Genomic DNA, 17645 nt, shown 5'->3' with positions numbered 1-17645 from the left:
GAGGCACGATCGCATGCCCTCTTCCACCCAACGCCTGGGTCTGGCCGCATTGACCGCTCTGGTGGTGGGCTCGATGGTCGGCGCCGGTATCTTTTCGCTGCCGCAGAACGTGGCCCGCAGTGCCGGGCCGGCGGCAGCGCTGATCGGCTGGGCCCTGAGCGGCGCCGGCATGCTGATGCTGGCCTTCGTGTTCCAGGCGCTGGCCAACCGCCGCCCCGACCTGGACACCGGCATCTACGCCTATGCCCGCGAGGGTTTCGGCAACTACATCGGCTTCTCCGCCGCATGGGGCTACTGGGTGGCCTCGGTACTGGGCAATACCAGTTTCTTCGTGCTGATCTTCAGCGGCCTGGGTCACTTCCTGCCGGTGTTCGGCGAAGGCAACACGCCGGTCGCGTTCGCGGCCTCGTCAGTGCTGCTGTGGACAGTGCACCTGCTTGTCCTGCGTGGCCTGCGTACCGCAGCAATCGTCAACGGCCTGGTCACCGTGGCCAAGCTGGTCCCGATCGCACTGTTCCTGGTGCTGGCCGCGGCGGCGTTCCGCATGGACGTGTTCAGCGCCGACTTCTTCGGTACGCCGGCGCTGGGCGATCTGGGCACGCAGCTGCGCGGCATGATGCTGGTGACGGTCTGGGTATTCATCGGCATCGAAGGGGCCAGCATCTATTCGCGTCGTGCGGCCCGCCGTACTGATGTTGGCCGCGCCACCGTGATCGGCTTCGTTGGCGTATGGATGCTGCTGGTACTGGTCAGCCTGCTGTCGATGGGCGTGTTGTCACAGGCCGAGCTGGCCGGCCTGCCCAACCCCTCGATGGCTTACGTGCTGCGCGCCATTGTGGGCGAATGGGGCGCCACGCTGATCATCATCGGCTCGATCATTTCGGTCGTGGGCGCACTGCTGGCCTGAGTGCTGCTGTGCGGAGAAGTGCTGTACGCCGCCGCTGGCGACGGCACCATGCCTGCCTTCCTGGGCCGGGAAAATGCGCGTGGCGTACCGGCCAACGCACTGTGGATGAGCAATGGTCTGATCCAGGTGTTCCTGCTGCTGGTGCTGTTCAATTCGGGCAGCTACACCAGCCTGGTGCTGCTGGCCGCTTCGATGAGCCTGGTGCCCTACTTCCTGTCGGCTGCCTTCGCAGTGCAGCTGGCCTGGCGGGGCCAGGCCTATGCAGGCGAAAAGGGCGTGCGCTGGCGCGACTTCGGCGTAGCCGTGCTGGCCAGCCTCTACGCGCTGTGGCTGGTGTATGCCGGCGGTCTGGACAACCTGCTGTTGTCGGTGCTGCTGTACGTGCCCGGCGTGGTGCTGTTCGCATTGACCCGGCGCCAGCAGGGGCAGGCGGTGTTCACCCGTTGGGAGTGGGTGCTGTTCGGCGCGATCGTGCTGGTGGCGATCGCCACGTTGGTCGCGTTCTGGCGCGGCGCGTTGGCGTTGTAACGTCAAGCTAGCTCGACTGCGCCGCCGCCTTTGTAGAGTCGAGCTTGCTCGACTGGCGCTTGCATCGAGCACACAGCAGTCGAGCAAGCTCGACGCTACCAAGCAGATGCACACGCACAAAAAAAAACCTGCATCTCGCGATGCAGGTTTTCAAAGGTGGCGCCCGAAGTTGGACTCGAACCAACGACCCCCTGATTAACAGTCAAGTGCTCTAACCGGCTGAGCTATTCGGGCAGACGACTAGTATAACCACTCTTCACGCGCGATGGTAGGGGTGATTGGCAATCATTGCGGCCGCCCGATACAGCTGCTCAGCCACCACCAGCCGCACCAGCATGTGCGGCAGGGTCAGCGGGCCGATCGACCACTTCTCGTCGGCCAGTGCCGATACTTCCGCCGAATGCCCTTCCGGGCCCCCGATCAGGAATGCCAGATCCCTGCCCTGCCCGCGCCAGTGCTCCAGGCGCTGTGCCAACTGTTCGGAACTGAGCTGGCGGCCGGGAACATCCAGCGCCACCACGTAGGCGTTCTTCGGCAATGCCGCGATCACCCGCTTGCCTTCGTCCTCAGTGGCACGCCGTGCATCGCGGCCCTTGCCACGCAGGCCGGGCTCGATCTCCACCAGTTCGAACGGCAACCAGTGCGAGAGCCGCTTCTGGTATTCGGCAAACCCCTGTGCCACCCAGCTCGGGGCGCGCTCACCGGTCGCAATCAGACGGGCTTTCATCAACAGTCCTCCAGAAACGTCGACGGCGCCACCGGCGCCGTCGAGGGGATGCAGCTACGGATGGCTCAGGCCACTTCGTCGTCGCTGGATGGCGGCTGGTCGCCGACGGTCCACAGGCGCTCCAGCGCGTAGAACTCGCGCACGCGCGGCAGCATCACATGCACGATCACATCACCCAGGTCCACCAGCACCCATTCGGCTTCGCGCTCGCCTTCCACGCCCAGCGGCATCACGTCGATCTTCTTGGCGAAGCGCACGACTTCATCGGCAATCGACTTCACATGGCGGGTGGACGTACCCGACACGATGACCAGGTAGTCGGCGACGCTGGACTTGCCGCGCACATCGATCTCGACCGGGTCCTTGGCCTTCAGGTCTTCGGTGGCTTGACGGACGCTGGCCAGCAGTTCCGGCACCGAAGGCGGCGGGCTGGGCAGTTCGACCTTGATGGTCTGGGGCTGGGTCTGGTTGCTCAAAGCGGATCGACTCGATAAACGTGGGGGCGATTATACGGGCAAGGCGCGCCCGCGGCATTCACGGGGTGGCCGGGCGGTACAGACCGTGGTCCACCACGTAATCGGCCACCGCTGGCGGCAGCAGGGCCCGCCACGGGCCGGTGGCGGCAATCTGCGCGCGCACCGCGCTGGCCGATTCCGAGCGCAGCGGGTGGTGCAGGCGCAGCACGCGACCGGCCGGGCTGGCGAACAGCGCCTGCTCGTTGTCGGCCCAGCGCCCATCCAGCAGCTGCCCCAGGTCGCCATCCACCGAATCCTGCAGGGGGCTGCCCGGGCGTTCGGCCACGATGAAATGAGCCAGGTCGAACAGACGCTGCCATTCATGCCAGGCCGGCAGAGCCAGCAGGCTGTCGGCACCCACCAGCCAGGCCAGCGGGCGGCTCGGCCCCAGCTCGGCGCGCAGTTCGCGCAGGGTGTCGACGGTGTACGACGGGCGCCCCGGGAAGCGCTTGGCCCGTTCCAGCTCACGCCGATCCAACAGCAGGCCCGGCTCATCGCCAATCGCCAGGGACAGCATGCGGCAGCGCTGTTCGGCAGTGGCCCCGGGCGGCGCGCGGTGCGGCGGATCGGCGGCCGGCAGCAGCCGCACCGCCACCTGCAGCTCATCACGCGCAGCGCGCGCGATCGCCAGATGCCCCAGGTGCACCGGATCGAAGGTGCCCCCGTAGTAGATCCGCAGGCTCATGGCTCAGGCACGGGCCAGCAGGCGCACGGCACGGGCCTCGGCCACCGCCACCAGCAGGCGCTCCAGCGCCAGCCAGGCATCGCCGTCTGCGCGCCCCTTGGCGATGCGGTCGACCAGACCGGCCTCGGCCACGAAGCGCTCCCAGCGCTTGCCTTCCGGGTGGCGCTGCAGCGCGCGCTTGTAGGGCGCCTGGCGCGATTCCCAGATACCACGGGATTTCATTTCCGCCGCCAGGTTGCCGCCGCGGGCCTGCACCCGTGCCAGACCGGCACCGGCCAGCAGTTCACGGATGACCATCGGCATCAGCGCGGCCACCGCCTCGCCCTCGCCGCGCAGCCCGGCCAGCATGCGCAGTACCGCCTGCGGCTGCCCGGAGAAGGTGGCTTCCAGCAGACGGAAGACATCGTAGCGGGCGGCATCGGCCACCAACGATTCCATGCGTTCCACGTCCAGGGGCTGGCCGTCGGCCAGCAAGGCCAGCTTGTCGATTTCCTGCGCGGCAGCCAGCAGGTTGCCTTCCACGCGCTCGGCCAGCCGCTGCACGGCAGCCGGGTCGGCGCGCAGGCCCTTGCCGCGCAGCCGGCGCTCGATCCAGTCGGGCAGTTCGTGGGGCTTGATCGCCCAGGCCACCGACAGCACACCGACGCGGTTCACCGCTTCGGCCCACTTGCCCTGGTGGGCCTTGCTCCATTCGTTGGCGGTGATCAGCAGCACCACGTCCGGGGCCGGGTTGGCGCAGAACTGGCTGATGACCTCGGCACCGTCCTTGCCCGGCTTGCCACTGGGCAGGCGCACTTCCACCAGGCGACGGGCGCTGAACAGGCTGGGCGCGTTGAAACTGGCGTCCAGCTGGTTCCAGTCGAAATCACGACCGTCGGCATCGAACACCTCTCGTTCGCCGATGCCGGCAGCGCGCGCGCGTGCGCGCACGGCATCGGCCGCTTCCAGCACACGCAGGGTTTCCGGCCCGGCGATCAGATAGACCGGCGCCAGCGCGGCGTCACCGCCCTGGCTGGCAAGCTGCTCCGGACGCAGTTCCATCGCTGTGCCGGCTCAGCGCTCGACCGGCGGTGCCGGTGTGGGCTGTGCGTCGTCAACCGCAGCCGGCTTCGGCGCCGCCAGGCTGCCGCCCCGCTCCAGTTCGGCGCGGACCACGCTGTCGATGCGGCGGATGATGGACGCCGACATTTCCCGGCGCAGTTCATCGGCCAGGATCTCGCGTTCGGTGGTGGTACCGGTGGCGTCGGTCGGCGGCGACACGTAATCGCGCGACAGCTCGATCACCTGCTGCGGCACCAGCTCGCTGCCGTCTTCGCGGCGGAAGATGAAGATGACCGCGTAGCGCAGGCTGTATTCCTGGGCGCGGCCCTGCGCATCGATGGCGATGGGCAGATCGCCCCAGCGCTCGGACAGTACCTGCAGCTGGGTGCTCGGCCCGGTGCTCTCGTCATCGGCCAGCCTTGCGCCGGACGCCAGCAGGCTGCGGTTGAGCAGCTTGACCAGTTCGCTGTAAGGCGCGGTGGACACCACCCTCACTGGCGCCGTATCGGTCGGCAGCATCAGCTTGTTGCGCAGGTGGAAACCGCAGCCGGCAAGGCCGAGGGCAAGGACGAGGGCAAGCAGGATTCGGGTCATGGGAACAGTCTGGCGGAGCCGGGCGATCACGGCAACAGACAGCGTGCCCGATCACGCGTGAACGCAGGGCCATCGGCCGCTGACGCCGGCGTGGGGAACACGCACCGGCCGCCACATGGGCGGCCGGTGCCGGGGACATCAGGCAGCGACGATGTTCACGATCTTGCCCGGCACGATGATGATCTTGCGCACCGTCAGGCCTTCCATGAACTTGGCCGCATTGGGTTCGGCCTGCGCCAGCGCTTCGATATGGTCGCGCGCAGCATCGGCAGCCACCTCGATGGTGCCGCGCAGCTTGCCGTTCACCTGTACGGCCAGGGTGACCGCATCGCGCACCAGCGCGCTGCTGTCAGCCTGCGGGAAGACCTGGTCTTCCAGCAGGGTTTCGCCATGGCCCAGTACCTGCCACAGGGCGTGGCTGGCATGCGGGGTAATCGGGTTCAGCAGCAGCACCACGGCCTGCAGGGCTTCCTGGCGCACTGCACGGCCCTGCGCACTGGCATCGTCGAACTTGGCCAGCGCGTTCATCAGCTCCATCACCGCCGCGATGGCGGTGTTGAAGCTGTGGCGGCGACCGTAGTCGTCGCCCACCTTGCCGATGGTTTCGTGGGTCTTGCGGCGCAGCGCCTTCTGGTTGGCATCCAGGGCGGCCACGTCCAGTGCCGGCGCAACGCCTTCTTCAGCGTGCTTGTGCACCTGGGTCCACAGCCGGCGCAGGAAGCGGGCCATGCCGTCCACGCCGGCCTCGTTCCACTCCAGCGACTGTTCCGGCGGTGCGGCGAACATCGAGAACAGGCGCACGGTGTCGGCGCCGTACTTGCCGACCATGGCCTGTGGGTCCACGCCGTTGTTCTTCGACTTGGACATCTTCTCGGTACCGCCCACCACCACCGGCTGGCCGTCGGCCACCAGAGTGGCGCCGGTGATGCGGCCGCGCTCGTCGCGCTGCACGTCCACGTCGGCCGGGTTGATCCAGTCCTTCGAACCGTCCGGATTCGGGCGGTAGTAGGTTTCGGCAATCACCATGCCCTGGCACAGCAGATTGCGTGCCGGCTCGTTGCTGTCGACCATGCGCGCGTCGCGCAGCAGCTTGTGGTAGAAGCGGAAATACATCAGGTGCAGGATCGCGTGCTCGATGCCACCGATGTACTGGTCCACCGGCAGCCAGTAGTTGCCGCGCTTGTCCACCGCGTCACGCGCACCCGGCGAGGTGTAGCGGGCGTAGTACCAGCTCGATTCCATGAAGGTATCGAAGGTATCGGTTTCGCGCTCGGCCGCGCCGCCGCAGTCCGGGCAGGTGGTCTTGCGCCATTCCGGGTCGGTCTTGATCGGCGAACCGGTGCCCGAGAACGCCACGTCTTCGGGCAGCACCACCGGCAGCTGCTCCTCCGGCACCGGCACCGCGCCACACTTGTCGCAGTAGATCACCGGAATCGGGCAGCCCCAGTAACGCTGGCGGCTGACGCCCCAATCGCGCAGGCGGTAGTTGACGCGGCGCTGGCCCTGGGCCTTGCGCTCGAAGCGTTCGGCCAGGGCTTCGAAGGCGCCCTGGAAGTCCAGGCCGTCGAATTCGGCCGAGTTGACCAGTTCGGTCTGCCGGCTCTTGTCGCTGTACCAGTCCTGCCAGCGGGTGGCATCCCAGGTGCGCTCGTCGTCGTTGCGCGCATCCTTCAGCGCGATGACCTGCACGATCGGCAGGCCGTACTTGTTGGCCACCTCGTTGTCGCGCTGGTCGTGACCGGGAACGGCCATCACCGCGCCGGTGCCGTAGCCCATCAGTACGAAATTGGCCACCCACACCGGCACCTGTTCGCCGGTGACCGGATGGATCGCGCGCAGGCCGGTATCCATGCCGCGCTTTTCCTGGGTTTCCAGCTCGGCTTCGGTCACCCCCCCCTGCTTCAGCTCGGCCAGCAGCGCGGCCAGTGCCGGGTTGCTCTTGGCCGCATGCAGGGCCAGCGGGTGTTCGGCGGCAATGGACACGAACGTTACGCCCATCACCGTGTCCGGACGGGTGGTGAACACGCGCAGCGGGTCCAGCGCGCTGCCATCGGCATCACGCACGTCGAACTGGATTTCCAGGCCTTCGGAACGGCCGATCCAGTTGCGCTGCATGGTCTTGACCGATTCCGGCCAGCCGTCCAGCTCATCCAGGCCGTCCAGCAGTTCCTGGGCGTAATCGGTGATGCGCAGGAACCACTGCGGGATCTCGCGCTTTTCCACCAGCGCGCCGGAACGCCAGCCGCGGCCGTCGATCACCTGCTCGTTGGCCAGCACGGTCTGGTCCACCGGGTCCCAGTTCACCACCGAGTTGCGGCGGTAGGCCAGGCCCTTGCGCATCAGGCGGGTGAACATGCGCTGCTCGTGGACGTAGTAGTCCGGGCGGCAGGTGGCGAATTCGCGCGACCAGTCGATGGCATAGCCCAGCGATTTCAGCTGGCTGCGCATGTGGTCGATGTTCTTGTAGGTCCACGCCGCCGGCGCGGTCCTGTTCTTGATGGCCGCGTTTTCCGCCGGCAGGCCGAATGCGTCCCATCCCATGGGCTGCAGCACGTTGTGGCCGGTCATGCGCTTGTAGCGGCTGATGACGTCGCCAATGGTGTAGTTGCGCACGTGGCCCATGTGCAGCGCACCGGACGGGTACGGAAGCATCGACAGGCAGTAGTACTTCGGCTTGTCCGAGGTCTCGCTGACCTCGAAGGCACGGGTGGCGTCCCAGTACTGCTGGGCGGCGGATTCAACCTGCTGCGGGTCGTAGGCGATGGGTTCAGCGCTGGTCATGGAACACGCGGATGCGGCGGCAAAGCGGTACAGCGTACCGCAGTGCGGCAAACGTCTCCAATCCTGCCCCGGGAAGTGCAGTCAGCTGTCGCTGCCGTCCCGGCCGCGGCACCGCCGACTGCGCCGGTCACGACAGGGCGCGGGCGTTGCCGTGATTGGGTTTGCGGGCAGGGGCGACGCCGGTCACGGAACGCTGCTGACCCGGCATTTGCCTACCGCCGTTCCGGCATTCCCCGCTGCCGGCGCCGCCGGCCCCGACCGAATCTGCACTTGCGGGCCGGCCGGCTCCCTGTCCAGCCGGCCGCTGGCCGCTCCCTGGGGCCCGGTACAGGAGATCCACCATGAAACTGCTGCAACAGGCAGCCTTGGCCGCTGCACTGGTGCTGGGCAGCGCCGCCACCGCCCAGGCCGCCACGTTCAACTGCGCCTACATCATCACCAGCGAACCTGGCGGCTCCGGCTTCTACGGTGTGGAAGCTGACACCCAGCAGGACGCGATCAACCAGACCATCGCCTGGCTCCATGACACCTTCGGCCCCGTCGGGTTCCAGGTGAAGTGCTACCCGCAGCCCTGACCCGGACCGGGCGCGGCCATCGCCGCGCCCTCAGCGGTGCCGCAACAGCGGCAGCGCCGCCGCCAGCCAGACCGCCCAGCAGGCGAACGCCAGGCGCTGCGCCAGCGGTGCCGGCAGCAGGCCCTGCAGGCCGAAAGCGGCCAGCGCAGCGGCCAGGCCAGCGGCCAGCGCGAACAGGCCCGGCGCGCGGGCACCGGCGCCGCGCATCTGGCTGGCCCCCAGCATCAGCGTGCCGGCCACGAAACCCAGCACCCAGACCATCCAGGCGCTGGCGTGCAACTGGCTGGCGCCGCCATGCAGATCGTCCAGGTCCAGCGGCAGCACGCCCATGGCCGCGAAGGCCAGGCCGGCCAGCAGCAGCATCTGGCTGCCCACGCGACCCGCCCAGCCTTCGGTGGCCGGCAGCCGCCGGCGCAGGCGCTCGGCCACCACCATCGCCAGCATGCCCGGCAGCACGAAGCCCAGCAGGTTGAACGTCAGTGCATGTGGCACCCCCTGCGCGCCGAGCAGGGCCACCGGGTGCACGCCCTGCGCGTAACCGCCCAGGCTGGCGCCGAAGCCGACCACCGCGGTCATGAACAGCACGGCGGCGCACAGCCCCAGCCAACGATCGATCCGGACCCACGACATGGTGCACACCCACACGGCAGAAGAATCCGAACATTGTCGCGACCTGCGCGCAGTGCGCCAAGCCAAGGCGTGACGGCAGGGTTGAGACCGACAGCAATCGACACCATAGAATCGGTCTCCTGTTGCCGAAACGATGTGCCCCCATGACCGAGACGACCTACGTATTCGACGCCACGACCGCGACCTTCGAGGCCGAAGTCCTGCAGAAGTCGCTGCAGACGCCGGTGCTGGTCGATTTCTGGGCCACCTGGTGCGGCCCGTGCAAGACCCTGGGGCCGATGCTGGAAAAGCTGGCCGCCGAGTACAACGGCGCCTTCGAACTGGCCAAGGTCGACGTGGATGCCGAACAGCAGATCGCGGCCGCCTTCCAGATCCGGTCGGTGCCCACCGTGTTCCTGGTCAAGGGCGGGCAGCTGGTGGACGGCTTCCCCGGCGCCATTCCCGAAGGGCAGCTGCGCGAATTCCTGGCCCAGCACGGCATCGTGCCGGCCGACGTTGGCGATGCCGGCAGCGAAGAAGAGGCGCCGCTGGACCCGCAGGGCCAGGTGGACGTGCTGCGCGCACAGATCGCCGCTGAACCGGACAAGGACGAGTTGAAGCTGGACCTGGCGTTGGCCCTGCTGCAGATCGGCGGGGTGGACGAAGCAGGCAAGCTGATCGATGCCCTGCCGGCCAACCTGGCCACCGATGACCGCGCCGTGCGTGGCCGCGCCCGGCTGGCCTTTGCCACGGCGCTGAAAGACGCACCGGCCGCCGATGCACTGGACGCGCGCATTGCCGCCAACGGCAAGGACCTGCAGGCGCGCCACCTGCGCGGCGTGCAGCTGCTGCTGGGCGGCCACGACGAAGCCGCGCTGGAACAGTTCCTGGAAATGCTGCGCATCGACCGCAGCTATGACGACAACCTGCCGCGCCGCACGCTGATCGATGCCTTCAATGTCATCGCCGATGAAGATCTGGTGGGCCGTTATCGCCGCAAGATGGCCTCGCTGCTGTTCTGATCGCGCTGTTTTCGTTCAGGATTCCCGGGACACACCGGGCAATAATGTGATGCCGGCCGCATTTTTGAGCAGCCGGTATCCATTCCGGGGGGAATAGGTCAGGGCCATGGGGTCTGCACGCTGGCCCCCGCATTGCCGGGACTGCATGCCGTGACCGTTGGGATCTCGTCTGTTGTTGTGCGCGTGTTCGCCGCGCTGCTTGCCGCCGCCAGCCTGCTGCCGGTCACTGCAGCCGCGCAGGACTGGACCTACCGGGTGCGCCCGGGCGACACCCTGTGGGATCTGGGCGGCCTGTATCTGAAGCCCGGCGTACCCTGGCAGCAATTGCAGCAACACAACCGCATCGACAACCCCTACCGGCTGCCCCCGGGGCAATCGCTGCGCTTCCCGATCGGCTGGCTGCGGGTGGAACCGGCGCCGGCACGTGTGCTGGCCGTGCGCGGCCCGGTGCAGTTGAGCGCGGGCAGCGGCGCAGCCACCCGGGTGCTTCAGGCCGGCGAGCACCTGCATATCGGTGATGTCGTGCAGACCGGCGCCGATGCCAGCCTGACCCTGGAGTTTGCCGACGCCTCGCGCCTGCAGCTGCGCGAGCACTCGCGCCTGCGCCTGGACCAGCTCAGCCGTTACGGCCACACCGGCATGGTCGATACCCGCATGCGCCTGCAGCAGGGCCGCGCCAGCAATCGCGTCACCCCGGCGCGCGGTCCGGCGTCGCGCTACATCATCGATGCCCCCACCGCGACCAGCAGCGTGCGCGGCACCGTATTCCGGGTAAGCGCAGGCGAAGACGGCCACCCGGCCGCCACCGAAGTGCTGCAGGGCAAGGTCCAGGTCGGCAACCGCCAGGGCCAGCAGCTGGTGCACCCGGGCCAGGCCAGTGTCGCGGCCCGGGCCGATGCGGCGCCGGCGGCCGCGTCGGCCCTGCTGCCGCCGCCCGCATTGGCGCCGGACACGTTGCAGCGCCCCGGCCTGCCCCTGCAGCTGCACTGGCAGGCGGTGGCCGGTGCCGATCACTACCGGGTCGAGGTGGTGCAGGCGGCCACAGCGGAGATCCTGCTGTTCGCAACGACCACGGCCGATACCCGGCTGACGATCGCCGCCCTTCCCCCCGGCGAACACCGTCTGCTGCTGCGCGCGGTGGATGCGCAGGGCGTGGAAGGCCTCGACGCCAGCCTCGATTTCCGTCTGGACGACCAGCCGCCACCGCCGCTGACGGTCGCGCCGCTGCACGGCCAGACGATCAACACCGACCGCCCCCGCTTCCGCTGGAGCCGCGCCCCCGGCGCGCAGGCCAGCGTGCTGCAGATTGCCAGCGATGCGCAGTTCCTGTCCCCCTTGCAGGAGCAGACCACCACCGGCACCGATCTGCGCCTGCGCCAGCCATTGCCGCCGGGCCCGTATTTCTGGCGCGTGGCGTCCCGCGACGGACAGGGCCGGCAAGGCCCTTACGGCAACGCGTTGCCTCTGCAGCTGACCGACCTGCCCGTGGACCCGGCCCTGCAGCCGCCGGAAGCTGCCGGCGGCGAGCTGACCCTGCGCTGGCAGCCCGGCAGCGAAGGCCAGAGTTACCGCGTGCAGGTTTCCCGCAACGGGACGTTCGAGGCACCATGGCTGGACCAGACCGTCGAGCAGCCCCAGGTGAGTTTCAAGCGCCCTTGGCACGGCACCCTGCATGTGCGCGTGCAGTACATCGATGACGACGGCCACGCCGGCCCGTTCTCGCCCGCCCAGCAGGTCAGCCTGCCGTGCCGGCTGTGCTACGGCGCCGGCGGCAGCGCCGCCCTGCTCTGGCTGCTGCTGTGAGGCGCTCGCCGCTGCCCTGGTCGCGGCGGGTGATGCTGGCCGTGTTGGCCTTCGTGGCCACCGCGGTCGTCAGTCACGGGCAGTGGCTGTGGCGTCAGGATGAAGCGGCCTATGACCTCATGGTCGGCGACTGGACCTACCGGCCCGACCCCAGCGTGCTGGTGGTGGCCATCGACGAAGACAGCCTGGCGCGCATCGGCCAGTGGCCGTGGCCGCGTTCGGTGCATGCGCGGCTGTTGGACCGCTTGACCGATGCCGGTGCCGAGCGCGTGGCGCTGGACCTGATCCTGACCGAGCCCGACCGGCGCGACAGCCGCCAGGATGCCGAGTTGGCCGCGGCCATCCGCCGCAACGGCCGCGTCGTGTTGCCGGTGCTTGCGGCGCCGGCCGCCGGTGACCGCATGGCTGAAGAACTGCTGCCCATTCCGCTCATTGCCGACAGCGCCGCGGCGCTGGGCCACAGCGATGTGGAAGTGGATGGCGACGGCGTGGCCCGCGGCGTGTACCTGCATGCGGGCATCGGCCAGCCGCACTGGCCGGCACTGGGGCTGGCCCTGGCCGATCTGCCGGTACAGGCCGCGCGCGGGCTGCCCGACCCGGATCCGGCGCTGGAAACGCCCTACCAGTGGCGACGCGATGACTACGTGCGGGTGCGCTACGCCGGTCCGCCGGAACGGTTGCCACAGGTGTCCTATGCCGATGTGCTGGACGGCCAGGTGGATGCCGCCCTGCTGCGCGACCGCCGCATCGTGGTGGGCATGACCGCCAGCGGCATCGCCCCGCGGCTGTTGACCCCCACCACCCGCGAATACTGGATGAGCGGCAGCGAGTACCAGGCCAGCATCGCCTCGATGCTGCTGCAGGGAAAACAGATCCAGGTGGTTCCGCCAGTAGCGCAGGCACTGCTGGCCGGCCTTCTGGCCGCGTTGTGCGTGCTGCTGCTGGGCCTGCGCCTGCCGTGGCTGGCCGCGCTGTGCTCGCTGCCATTGGGCCTGGCCATGAGTTGGCTGCTGCTGCGCACGGCCAGCCTGTGGTGGGCACCGGCTGCGGCCACCTTCGGCATCGCGATGGTGTTGCTGGTGTGGGCGGTCTGGCGTATTTCCGCCTGGCATCGCCAGGCCAACCGCGATGCATTGACCGGACTCGGCAACCGCCTGCGCTTCGAACAGTCGCTCCAGCAGGAATGCGACGCCGCGCGGCGCAACGGCAAACCGCTGAGCCTGGTGCTGATCGACGTGGACCATTTCAAGCGCCACAACGACCGCCATGGCCATCAGCTGGGCGACCGCGTGCTGCGTGACGTCGCCGCGCTCATTGCCGCACACGCACGACGCCCACGTGACATTGCCGCACGTTATGGCGGCGACGAGTTCGCGATGGTGCTGCCGGACACGCCGGCCAGCGGTGCGCGGCAGGTGATCGAAGACCTGATTGCCGACGTGCGCTCCCTGCCCGCCCCTGCGGCCGGAGACGACAGCCGTATCACGCTCACCATCGGCGTGTACACGCACGTACCCGACAGCCAGATGCAGCCGCACCACTTCGTGGAAGGCGCCGATGCCGCGCTGTACCGTGCCAAGGCGAACGGTCGCGACGGCTACGCCATGGACGGCGCGTAACCCTGATCCCGTCCGACGCCCGTAGAGTCGAGCTTGCTCGACTGCTCTTCGCGCGATGTCGGCAAAAAAAAGTCGAGCAAGCTCGACTCTACGGACGAAAAAATCAGAGCTGCCTGACAGCAGTACCCCCCCCGGCGCCAAGCATTCTGGGGCATGCCCAGCCGAGCGCTCCTGCAAAACCGCCGCTCCGCCATCGGTCACTTCTACGTCATCACCAGCGTAACGGCAGATCGCCACTGCCTGTTTCGCGACCCTGCGCGCGCGGCCCTGCTGGAAGACGCCTTCCGCTACAGCGACCAGCAGGGGCTGACACGCTCCTGTGCCTGGGTGGTCATGCCCGACCACTTTCATTGGGTCATGCAACTGCGCGAGGGCTCACTGGGGCGATGCGTGCAGGCGTTGAAGTCACAGTCGGCCATTGCCATCAACACTGCGCTGGGCGGTCATGCGACGGTGTGGCAGCGCGGCTATTACGATCATTGGATTCGGGACGAGCGCGATGTACGCCGGCAGGCCCTTTACGTTATGGCCAATCCCGTGCGGGCAGGACTGGCGCAACGGTTGGGGGAATATCCCCATGTATGGTGTCGCTGGCCGATTTCGTAGCGTCGAGCTTGCTCGACTGTCTTTTCCCGACAGCGGATGCAAAGCCGTCGAGCAAGCTCGACGCTACCGGAGCAGGGCGAGATGCCAGGGCGGTGGAGCGGGCGCGACGCCATGAAAGCAGGACCGCACGGGGCACCAGGGAGCACGCGTGGCGAACGCTCATCCCGCGTGACCCAACAAGCCCCGGGGTTCAACATACGGTGGCGAATGGCTAGACTCGAGACCTCGCCCCCTGCCCCGCACCCGCATGAAAGCCAGTACCTTCCGTCTCGGCATCAACCTGTGGCCGCCGTTCCTGTTCACCGGCATCCATGTCACCCGCATCACCGCCGACTACCGGCAGATCGATGTCGAGCTGCGCATGCGGCCGTGGAACCGCAACTACGTGGGTACCCACTTCGGCGGCAGCCTGTTTGCCATGACCGATCCGTTCTGGATGCTGGGCCTGCTGCACACGCTGGGGCGCGATTACTACGTGTGGGACCGTGCCGGTGCCATCGAATTCCTCAAGCCCGGCCGCGGCACCGTGCGCACCCGCTTCCACATCGATGATGCGGTGCTGGACGAACTTCGCGCCGAGGCCGCCGGTGGCGAAAAGGTGCTGCGCTGGTTCAGCAACGATGTTGTCGATGCATCGGGCGAAGTGGTCGCACGCGTGCGCAAGCAGGTCTACGTGCGCCTGAAACCGCAGGCACGCGGCGGCTGACCCGCCGTGCCGGACGCTACAACGGCACCGACAGCATGGTCGTCAGCTCGCCCGTTGCGTCCCGCTCGCGGCGCGGCACCTGCAGGTGGCGACCATCGGCCGACAGCGTGGGTACCCGGCTGGGCGAACGCCATTGCGCCGGCAGCCGCGCCAGCGCCTGTGCCGGGGCATCGGGCTGCTGCCGCAGCCATCGCTGCGCCCCCAGCAGACGCACCAGCGCCGCGTTGTCCTGGCTGCGCGCGGCGTATTCCTGGTACGCCGGGCCGCTGATGCTGGCCAGCGTGCAGCCGATCCAGTTGGCCACGCAGCGGACATCCCAAGGCTGCTCCCAGCTGCGTGCTACCGGTGCATCCTCGGCCAACGTGCGTTCGGCGGCAGTCCCACAGGCCCAGGCGAAGTTCTGCGCGATGCGCGCGCGGGTCTGGGTGCGGTCCAGCATCAGCACCGTGGCGCCCTGCCGCAGCGAGGCCTCGATGGCCCGCTCATTCAATGCGAACTCGCCCTGCATCGCACGGCACAGGCTCTGTTCGTCGGTCGACAGCGGCTGCAGCGCCGCGTCACAGACCGCAGGCAACGATTGATCGGGCGGCAGCTCCACCAGCATGTCGGCCAGCAACTGCGCGTTCACCTGCACGCTCGCGGCGCCGATCATGCTGTCCAGCAGCGTGCCGCCACGGTGCATCAGGCGCCTGCCCAGCTGCAGCGAACGGCAACTGCCGGCCAGCGCTGCCGCCGTATCGCCCTGCACGAAGGCCAGCGCATGTGCGCTGGTGCCGTCCATCAGCAGCTGATAGCGCGGCACCGGCATCATCAGCGGATCACCCAGTCCCTGGAACGGAGAATCGAAACGATCGAAGTCGGCCAGCTGTTGCTGCCGTTCATGCAGACCAGCATGGCCGGCATGGCCGTCGATGAAGCGCTGCGGATCAGCGCGCACGCGCGCCAGGCAATCCGGTACGCGCGACCCACAGGTAACGCCCACCTGCGCCGTCACCTGCGGCTGGGTGCCTTCCAACAGGGAATCGGTCATGCCCGGCTCCGGCCCGGCCCGCCACCGCGCTACGTCCTTCAGCAAGGCCTGCTCGCGCTGCGCCGCATCCAGATCGTCGAACGGCAGCGTCCACAGCAGCGCAAAGCCATTGCGCCCGGCCAAGGGCTGCACGTCTTCCAGCAGGCGCACCTGCGCGCGCTGCGCGGCCGACAGCGGCCAGAACCGCGCCAGCAGCCACGCAAGCACCAGCAGCCCCACCAGGGCCAGCAGGCTCCAACCGATTCCGCGCAGAATCCTCAACACAGCATCCCTGCCCTGTAAGCCGCCGTCGTGATCGGGCAGCGTAATCGACAGCCCGCGACCGCTACAATGCGCGCATGTCGCTCGAAGCCCCCGCCCTGGTTCCCCGTCCCTCCCTGCAGCGCCTGTTCCTGACCGGCCTGCTGACCCTGTTGCCGATCTGGCTGACCTGGGTCGTGGTGAAGTTCGTGTTCGTGCTGCTGTCGGGCATTTCCAGCCCGCTGGTGGTGCCGTTGTCCGAACAGATCGCCACCAACTTCCCGCACTACCTGGGCTGGGTGCGCGCCGAGTGGATCCAGAACACCATCGCCCTGCTGGCCACGCTGCTGGTGATCTTGGCGGTGGGCGTGGCCAGCCGCCGCGTGGTCGGCCAGCGCCTGCTGCGCTGGGTAGGTGCGGTCATCAAACGTATTCCGCTGGCCAGCATCATCTACGACAGTGCCAAGAAGCTGCTGGACATGCTGCAGACCGAGCCGGGCAGCACCCAGCGCGTGGTGCTGATCGACTTCCCGCACCGGGACATGAAATCGGTGGGTCTGGTCACCCGGGTCATCAAGGAACAGGGCAGCGACCGTGAACTGGCCGCGGTGTACGTGCCGACCACGCCCAACCCCACCTCGGGCTATCTGGAAATCGTGCCGGTGGAACTGCTGACCCCGACCGACTGGACCGTGGACCAGGCCATGAGCTTCATCATCTCCGGCGGTGCCGTGGCCCCGGCCAGCGTGCCCTTCACCCGCGCCGGCGAACGCGCCGAGTGAGCGAGCCGGCGCACGCCACGCCGCATGCACGGCCGCTGCAGGACCGTGCAGTGCTGCTGTTCATCGTGCTGGCCACGTTCTTCTGCGGCAACGCCGTGCTGGCCGAACTGATCGGGGTGAAGATCTTCGCGCTGGAAGACACGCTGGGCATCAACCCGCTGAACTGGAACCTGTTCGGCCAGACCGGCTCGCTCAGCTTCACCGCCGGTACGCTGCTGTGGCCGGTGGTGTTCATCATGACCGACACCATCAACGAGTTCTTCGGCAAGCGTGGCGTGCGCTTCATCTCGTGGCTGGCTGTGGTGCTGATCGCCTACGGTTTCCTGTTCGCCTTTGCCGCCATCTCGCTGGCCCCGGCCAGCTGGTGGGTCACCTCGATGGATGCGCATGGCGTGCCGGACTACCAGGCTGCCTTCGCTGCGGTGTTCGGCCAGGGCATGTGGACCATCGGCGGTTCGCTGGTGGCCTTCCTGGTCGGCCAGTTGATCGACGTGGCCGTGTTCCACCGCATCCGCCAGGCCACCGGCGAGCGCCATGTGTGGCTGCGCGCCACCGGTTCGACCGCCGTGTCACAGCTGGTGGACAGTTTCGTGGTGATCTGGATTGCCTTTGTGCTGGGCCCGCAGCAGTGGCCCACCTCGCTGTTCCTGGCGGTCAGCAGCGTCAACTATGTGTACAAGATGGGCTTTGCGATCGCCCTCATCCCCTTGCTGTACCTGATGCGCCGGGCCATCACCCGCTATCTGGGGCCACAGCGCGCGGCGGATCTGCGCGCCGCCGCCGCGGCTGACTGAAGCCCCAGCGCCGGCAAGCTGACTGCGGCTTCACGCTGGCCGTACGCGCGCGGATCGTGCAAGCTCCACGGTCTGTGTTCC

At 68.1% G+C, this 17645-nt stretch carries 16 protein-coding genes, 1 tRNA gene and 1 pseudogene; 9 read left to right on the top strand and 9 right to left on the bottom strand.

Annotated features, from left to right (window positions below):
• The first annotated feature begins 13 nt into the window (after nt 1-13).
• Nucleotides 14-1435: pseudogene (locus tag RTY46_RS17130) on the top strand (basic amino acid/polyamine antiporter).
• 157 nt (nt 1436-1592) lie between these two features.
• On the opposite strand, the gene RTY46_RS17125 reads toward RTY46_RS17130, so the two are convergent.
• From RTY46_RS17125 to leuS, 7 genes are all read right to left on the bottom strand, one after another.
• Nucleotides 1593-1669, bottom strand: a tRNA-Asn gene (locus RTY46_RS17125).
• 22 nt (nt 1670-1691) lie between these two features.
• Nucleotides 1692-2162 (bottom strand): 23S rRNA (pseudouridine(1915)-N(3))-methyltransferase RlmH, encoded by a 471-nt coding sequence (gene rlmH, locus RTY46_RS17120; protein ID WP_197584414.1) that lies wholly within the window; start codon nt 2160-2162, stop codon nt 1692-1694.
• A gap of 65 nt (nt 2163-2227) precedes the next feature.
• Complete coding sequence (rsfS, locus tag RTY46_RS17115; RefSeq protein WP_312709891.1) at nt 2228-2638, bottom strand: ribosome silencing factor; 411 nt, start codon at nt 2636-2638, stop codon at nt 2228-2230.
• A 58-nt stretch (nt 2639-2696) separates the two neighbouring features.
• Nucleotides 2697-3362 (bottom strand): nicotinate-nucleotide adenylyltransferase, encoded by a 666-nt coding sequence (gene nadD / locus RTY46_RS17110; protein ID WP_312709890.1) that lies wholly within the window; start codon nt 3360-3362, stop codon nt 2697-2699.
• A 3-nt stretch (nt 3363-3365) separates the two neighbouring features.
• Nucleotides 3366-4403 (bottom strand): DNA polymerase III subunit delta, encoded by a 1038-nt coding sequence (gene holA, locus RTY46_RS17105; RefSeq protein WP_312709889.1) that lies wholly within the window; start codon nt 4401-4403, stop codon nt 3366-3368.
• A gap of 12 nt (nt 4404-4415) precedes the next feature.
• Complete coding sequence (gene lptE / locus RTY46_RS17100) at nt 4416-4997, bottom strand: LPS assembly lipoprotein LptE (RefSeq protein ID WP_312709888.1); 582 nt, start codon at nt 4995-4997, stop codon at nt 4416-4418.
• A 138-nt stretch (nt 4998-5135) separates the two neighbouring features.
• On the bottom strand, nt 5136-7778 hold the full coding sequence (gene leuS / locus RTY46_RS17095; protein WP_312709887.1) for a leucine--tRNA ligase: 2643 nt from the start codon (nt 7776-7778) through the stop codon (nt 5136-5138).
• 341 nt (nt 7779-8119) lie between these two features.
• Between leuS and RTY46_RS17090 the strand changes: the two genes are divergently transcribed.
• Nucleotides 8120-8353 carry a hypothetical protein gene (locus RTY46_RS17090; RefSeq protein ID WP_312709886.1) on the top strand — a complete coding sequence of 78 codons (234 nt, stop codon included), beginning with the start codon at nt 8120-8122 and terminating at the stop codon, nt 8351-8353.
• Between the two features lie 30 nt (nt 8354-8383).
• On the opposite strand, the gene RTY46_RS17085 is transcribed toward RTY46_RS17090, so the two are convergent.
• Nucleotides 8384-8983, bottom strand: coding sequence for a DUF998 domain-containing protein (locus RTY46_RS17085; protein ID WP_312709885.1), 600 nt, complete (start codon nt 8981-8983; stop codon nt 8384-8386).
• 143 nt (nt 8984-9126) lie between these two features.
• Between RTY46_RS17085 and trxA the strand changes: the two genes are divergently transcribed.
• The 5 genes from trxA (at nt 9127) to RTY46_RS17060 (ending at nt 14718) form a co-directional block, all read left to right on the top strand.
• Nucleotides 9127-9984 carry a thioredoxin gene (gene trxA, locus RTY46_RS17080; protein ID WP_312709884.1) on the top strand — a complete coding sequence of 286 codons (858 nt, stop codon included), beginning with the start codon at nt 9127-9129 and terminating at the stop codon, nt 9982-9984.
• Nucleotides 9985-10134: 150 nt separating this feature from the next.
• A complete protein-coding gene (locus RTY46_RS17075; protein ID WP_312709882.1) occupies nt 10135-11787 on the top strand; it encodes a FecR domain-containing protein in 1653 nt (550 codons plus the stop codon).
• Complete coding sequence (locus RTY46_RS17070) at nt 11784-13406, top strand: CHASE2 domain-containing protein (protein ID WP_312709880.1); 1623 nt, start codon at nt 11784-11786, stop codon at nt 13404-13406. Before RTY46_RS17075 ends, RTY46_RS17070 begins: the two co-directional genes overlap by 4 nt.
• 153 nt (nt 13407-13559) lie before the next feature.
• Nucleotides 13560-14012 carry a transposase gene (locus RTY46_RS17065; RefSeq protein ID WP_312709878.1) on the top strand — a complete coding sequence of 151 codons (453 nt, stop codon included), beginning with the start codon at nt 13560-13562 and terminating at the stop codon, nt 14010-14012.
• Between the two features lie 247 nt (nt 14013-14259).
• Nucleotides 14260-14718 carry a DUF4442 domain-containing protein gene (locus RTY46_RS17060; RefSeq protein ID WP_312709876.1) on the top strand — a complete coding sequence of 153 codons (459 nt, stop codon included), beginning with the start codon at nt 14260-14262 and terminating at the stop codon, nt 14716-14718.
• Between the two features lie 16 nt (nt 14719-14734).
• Here RTY46_RS17060 and RTY46_RS17055 read toward each other — a convergent pair whose 3' ends face one another.
• Complete coding sequence (locus RTY46_RS17055; protein WP_312709874.1) at nt 14735-16012, bottom strand: hypothetical protein; 1278 nt, start codon at nt 16010-16012, stop codon at nt 14735-14737.
• A gap of 74 nt (nt 16013-16086) precedes the next feature.
• Here RTY46_RS17055 and RTY46_RS17050 point away from each other — a divergent pair, with 74 nt between their 5' ends.
• Nucleotides 16087-16770 carry a DUF502 domain-containing protein gene (locus RTY46_RS17050; RefSeq protein ID WP_108750658.1) on the top strand — a complete coding sequence of 228 codons (684 nt, stop codon included), beginning with the start codon at nt 16087-16089 and terminating at the stop codon, nt 16768-16770.
• Complete coding sequence (locus tag RTY46_RS17045) at nt 16767-17564, top strand: queuosine precursor transporter (RefSeq protein WP_312709872.1); 798 nt, start codon at nt 16767-16769, stop codon at nt 17562-17564. Before RTY46_RS17050 ends, RTY46_RS17045 begins: the two co-directional genes overlap by 4 nt.
• Nucleotides 17565-17645 lie beyond the last annotated feature (81 nt).

Origin of the sequence: Stenotrophomonas sp. (genome assembly GCF_032056425.1) — a bacterium.
Taxonomy (GTDB): Bacteria; Pseudomonadota; Gammaproteobacteria; order Xanthomonadales; family Xanthomonadaceae; genus Stenotrophomonas.
Note: the sequence above shows the minus strand (reverse complement) of the source record. Positions and strands in the feature narration are given on the sequence as shown.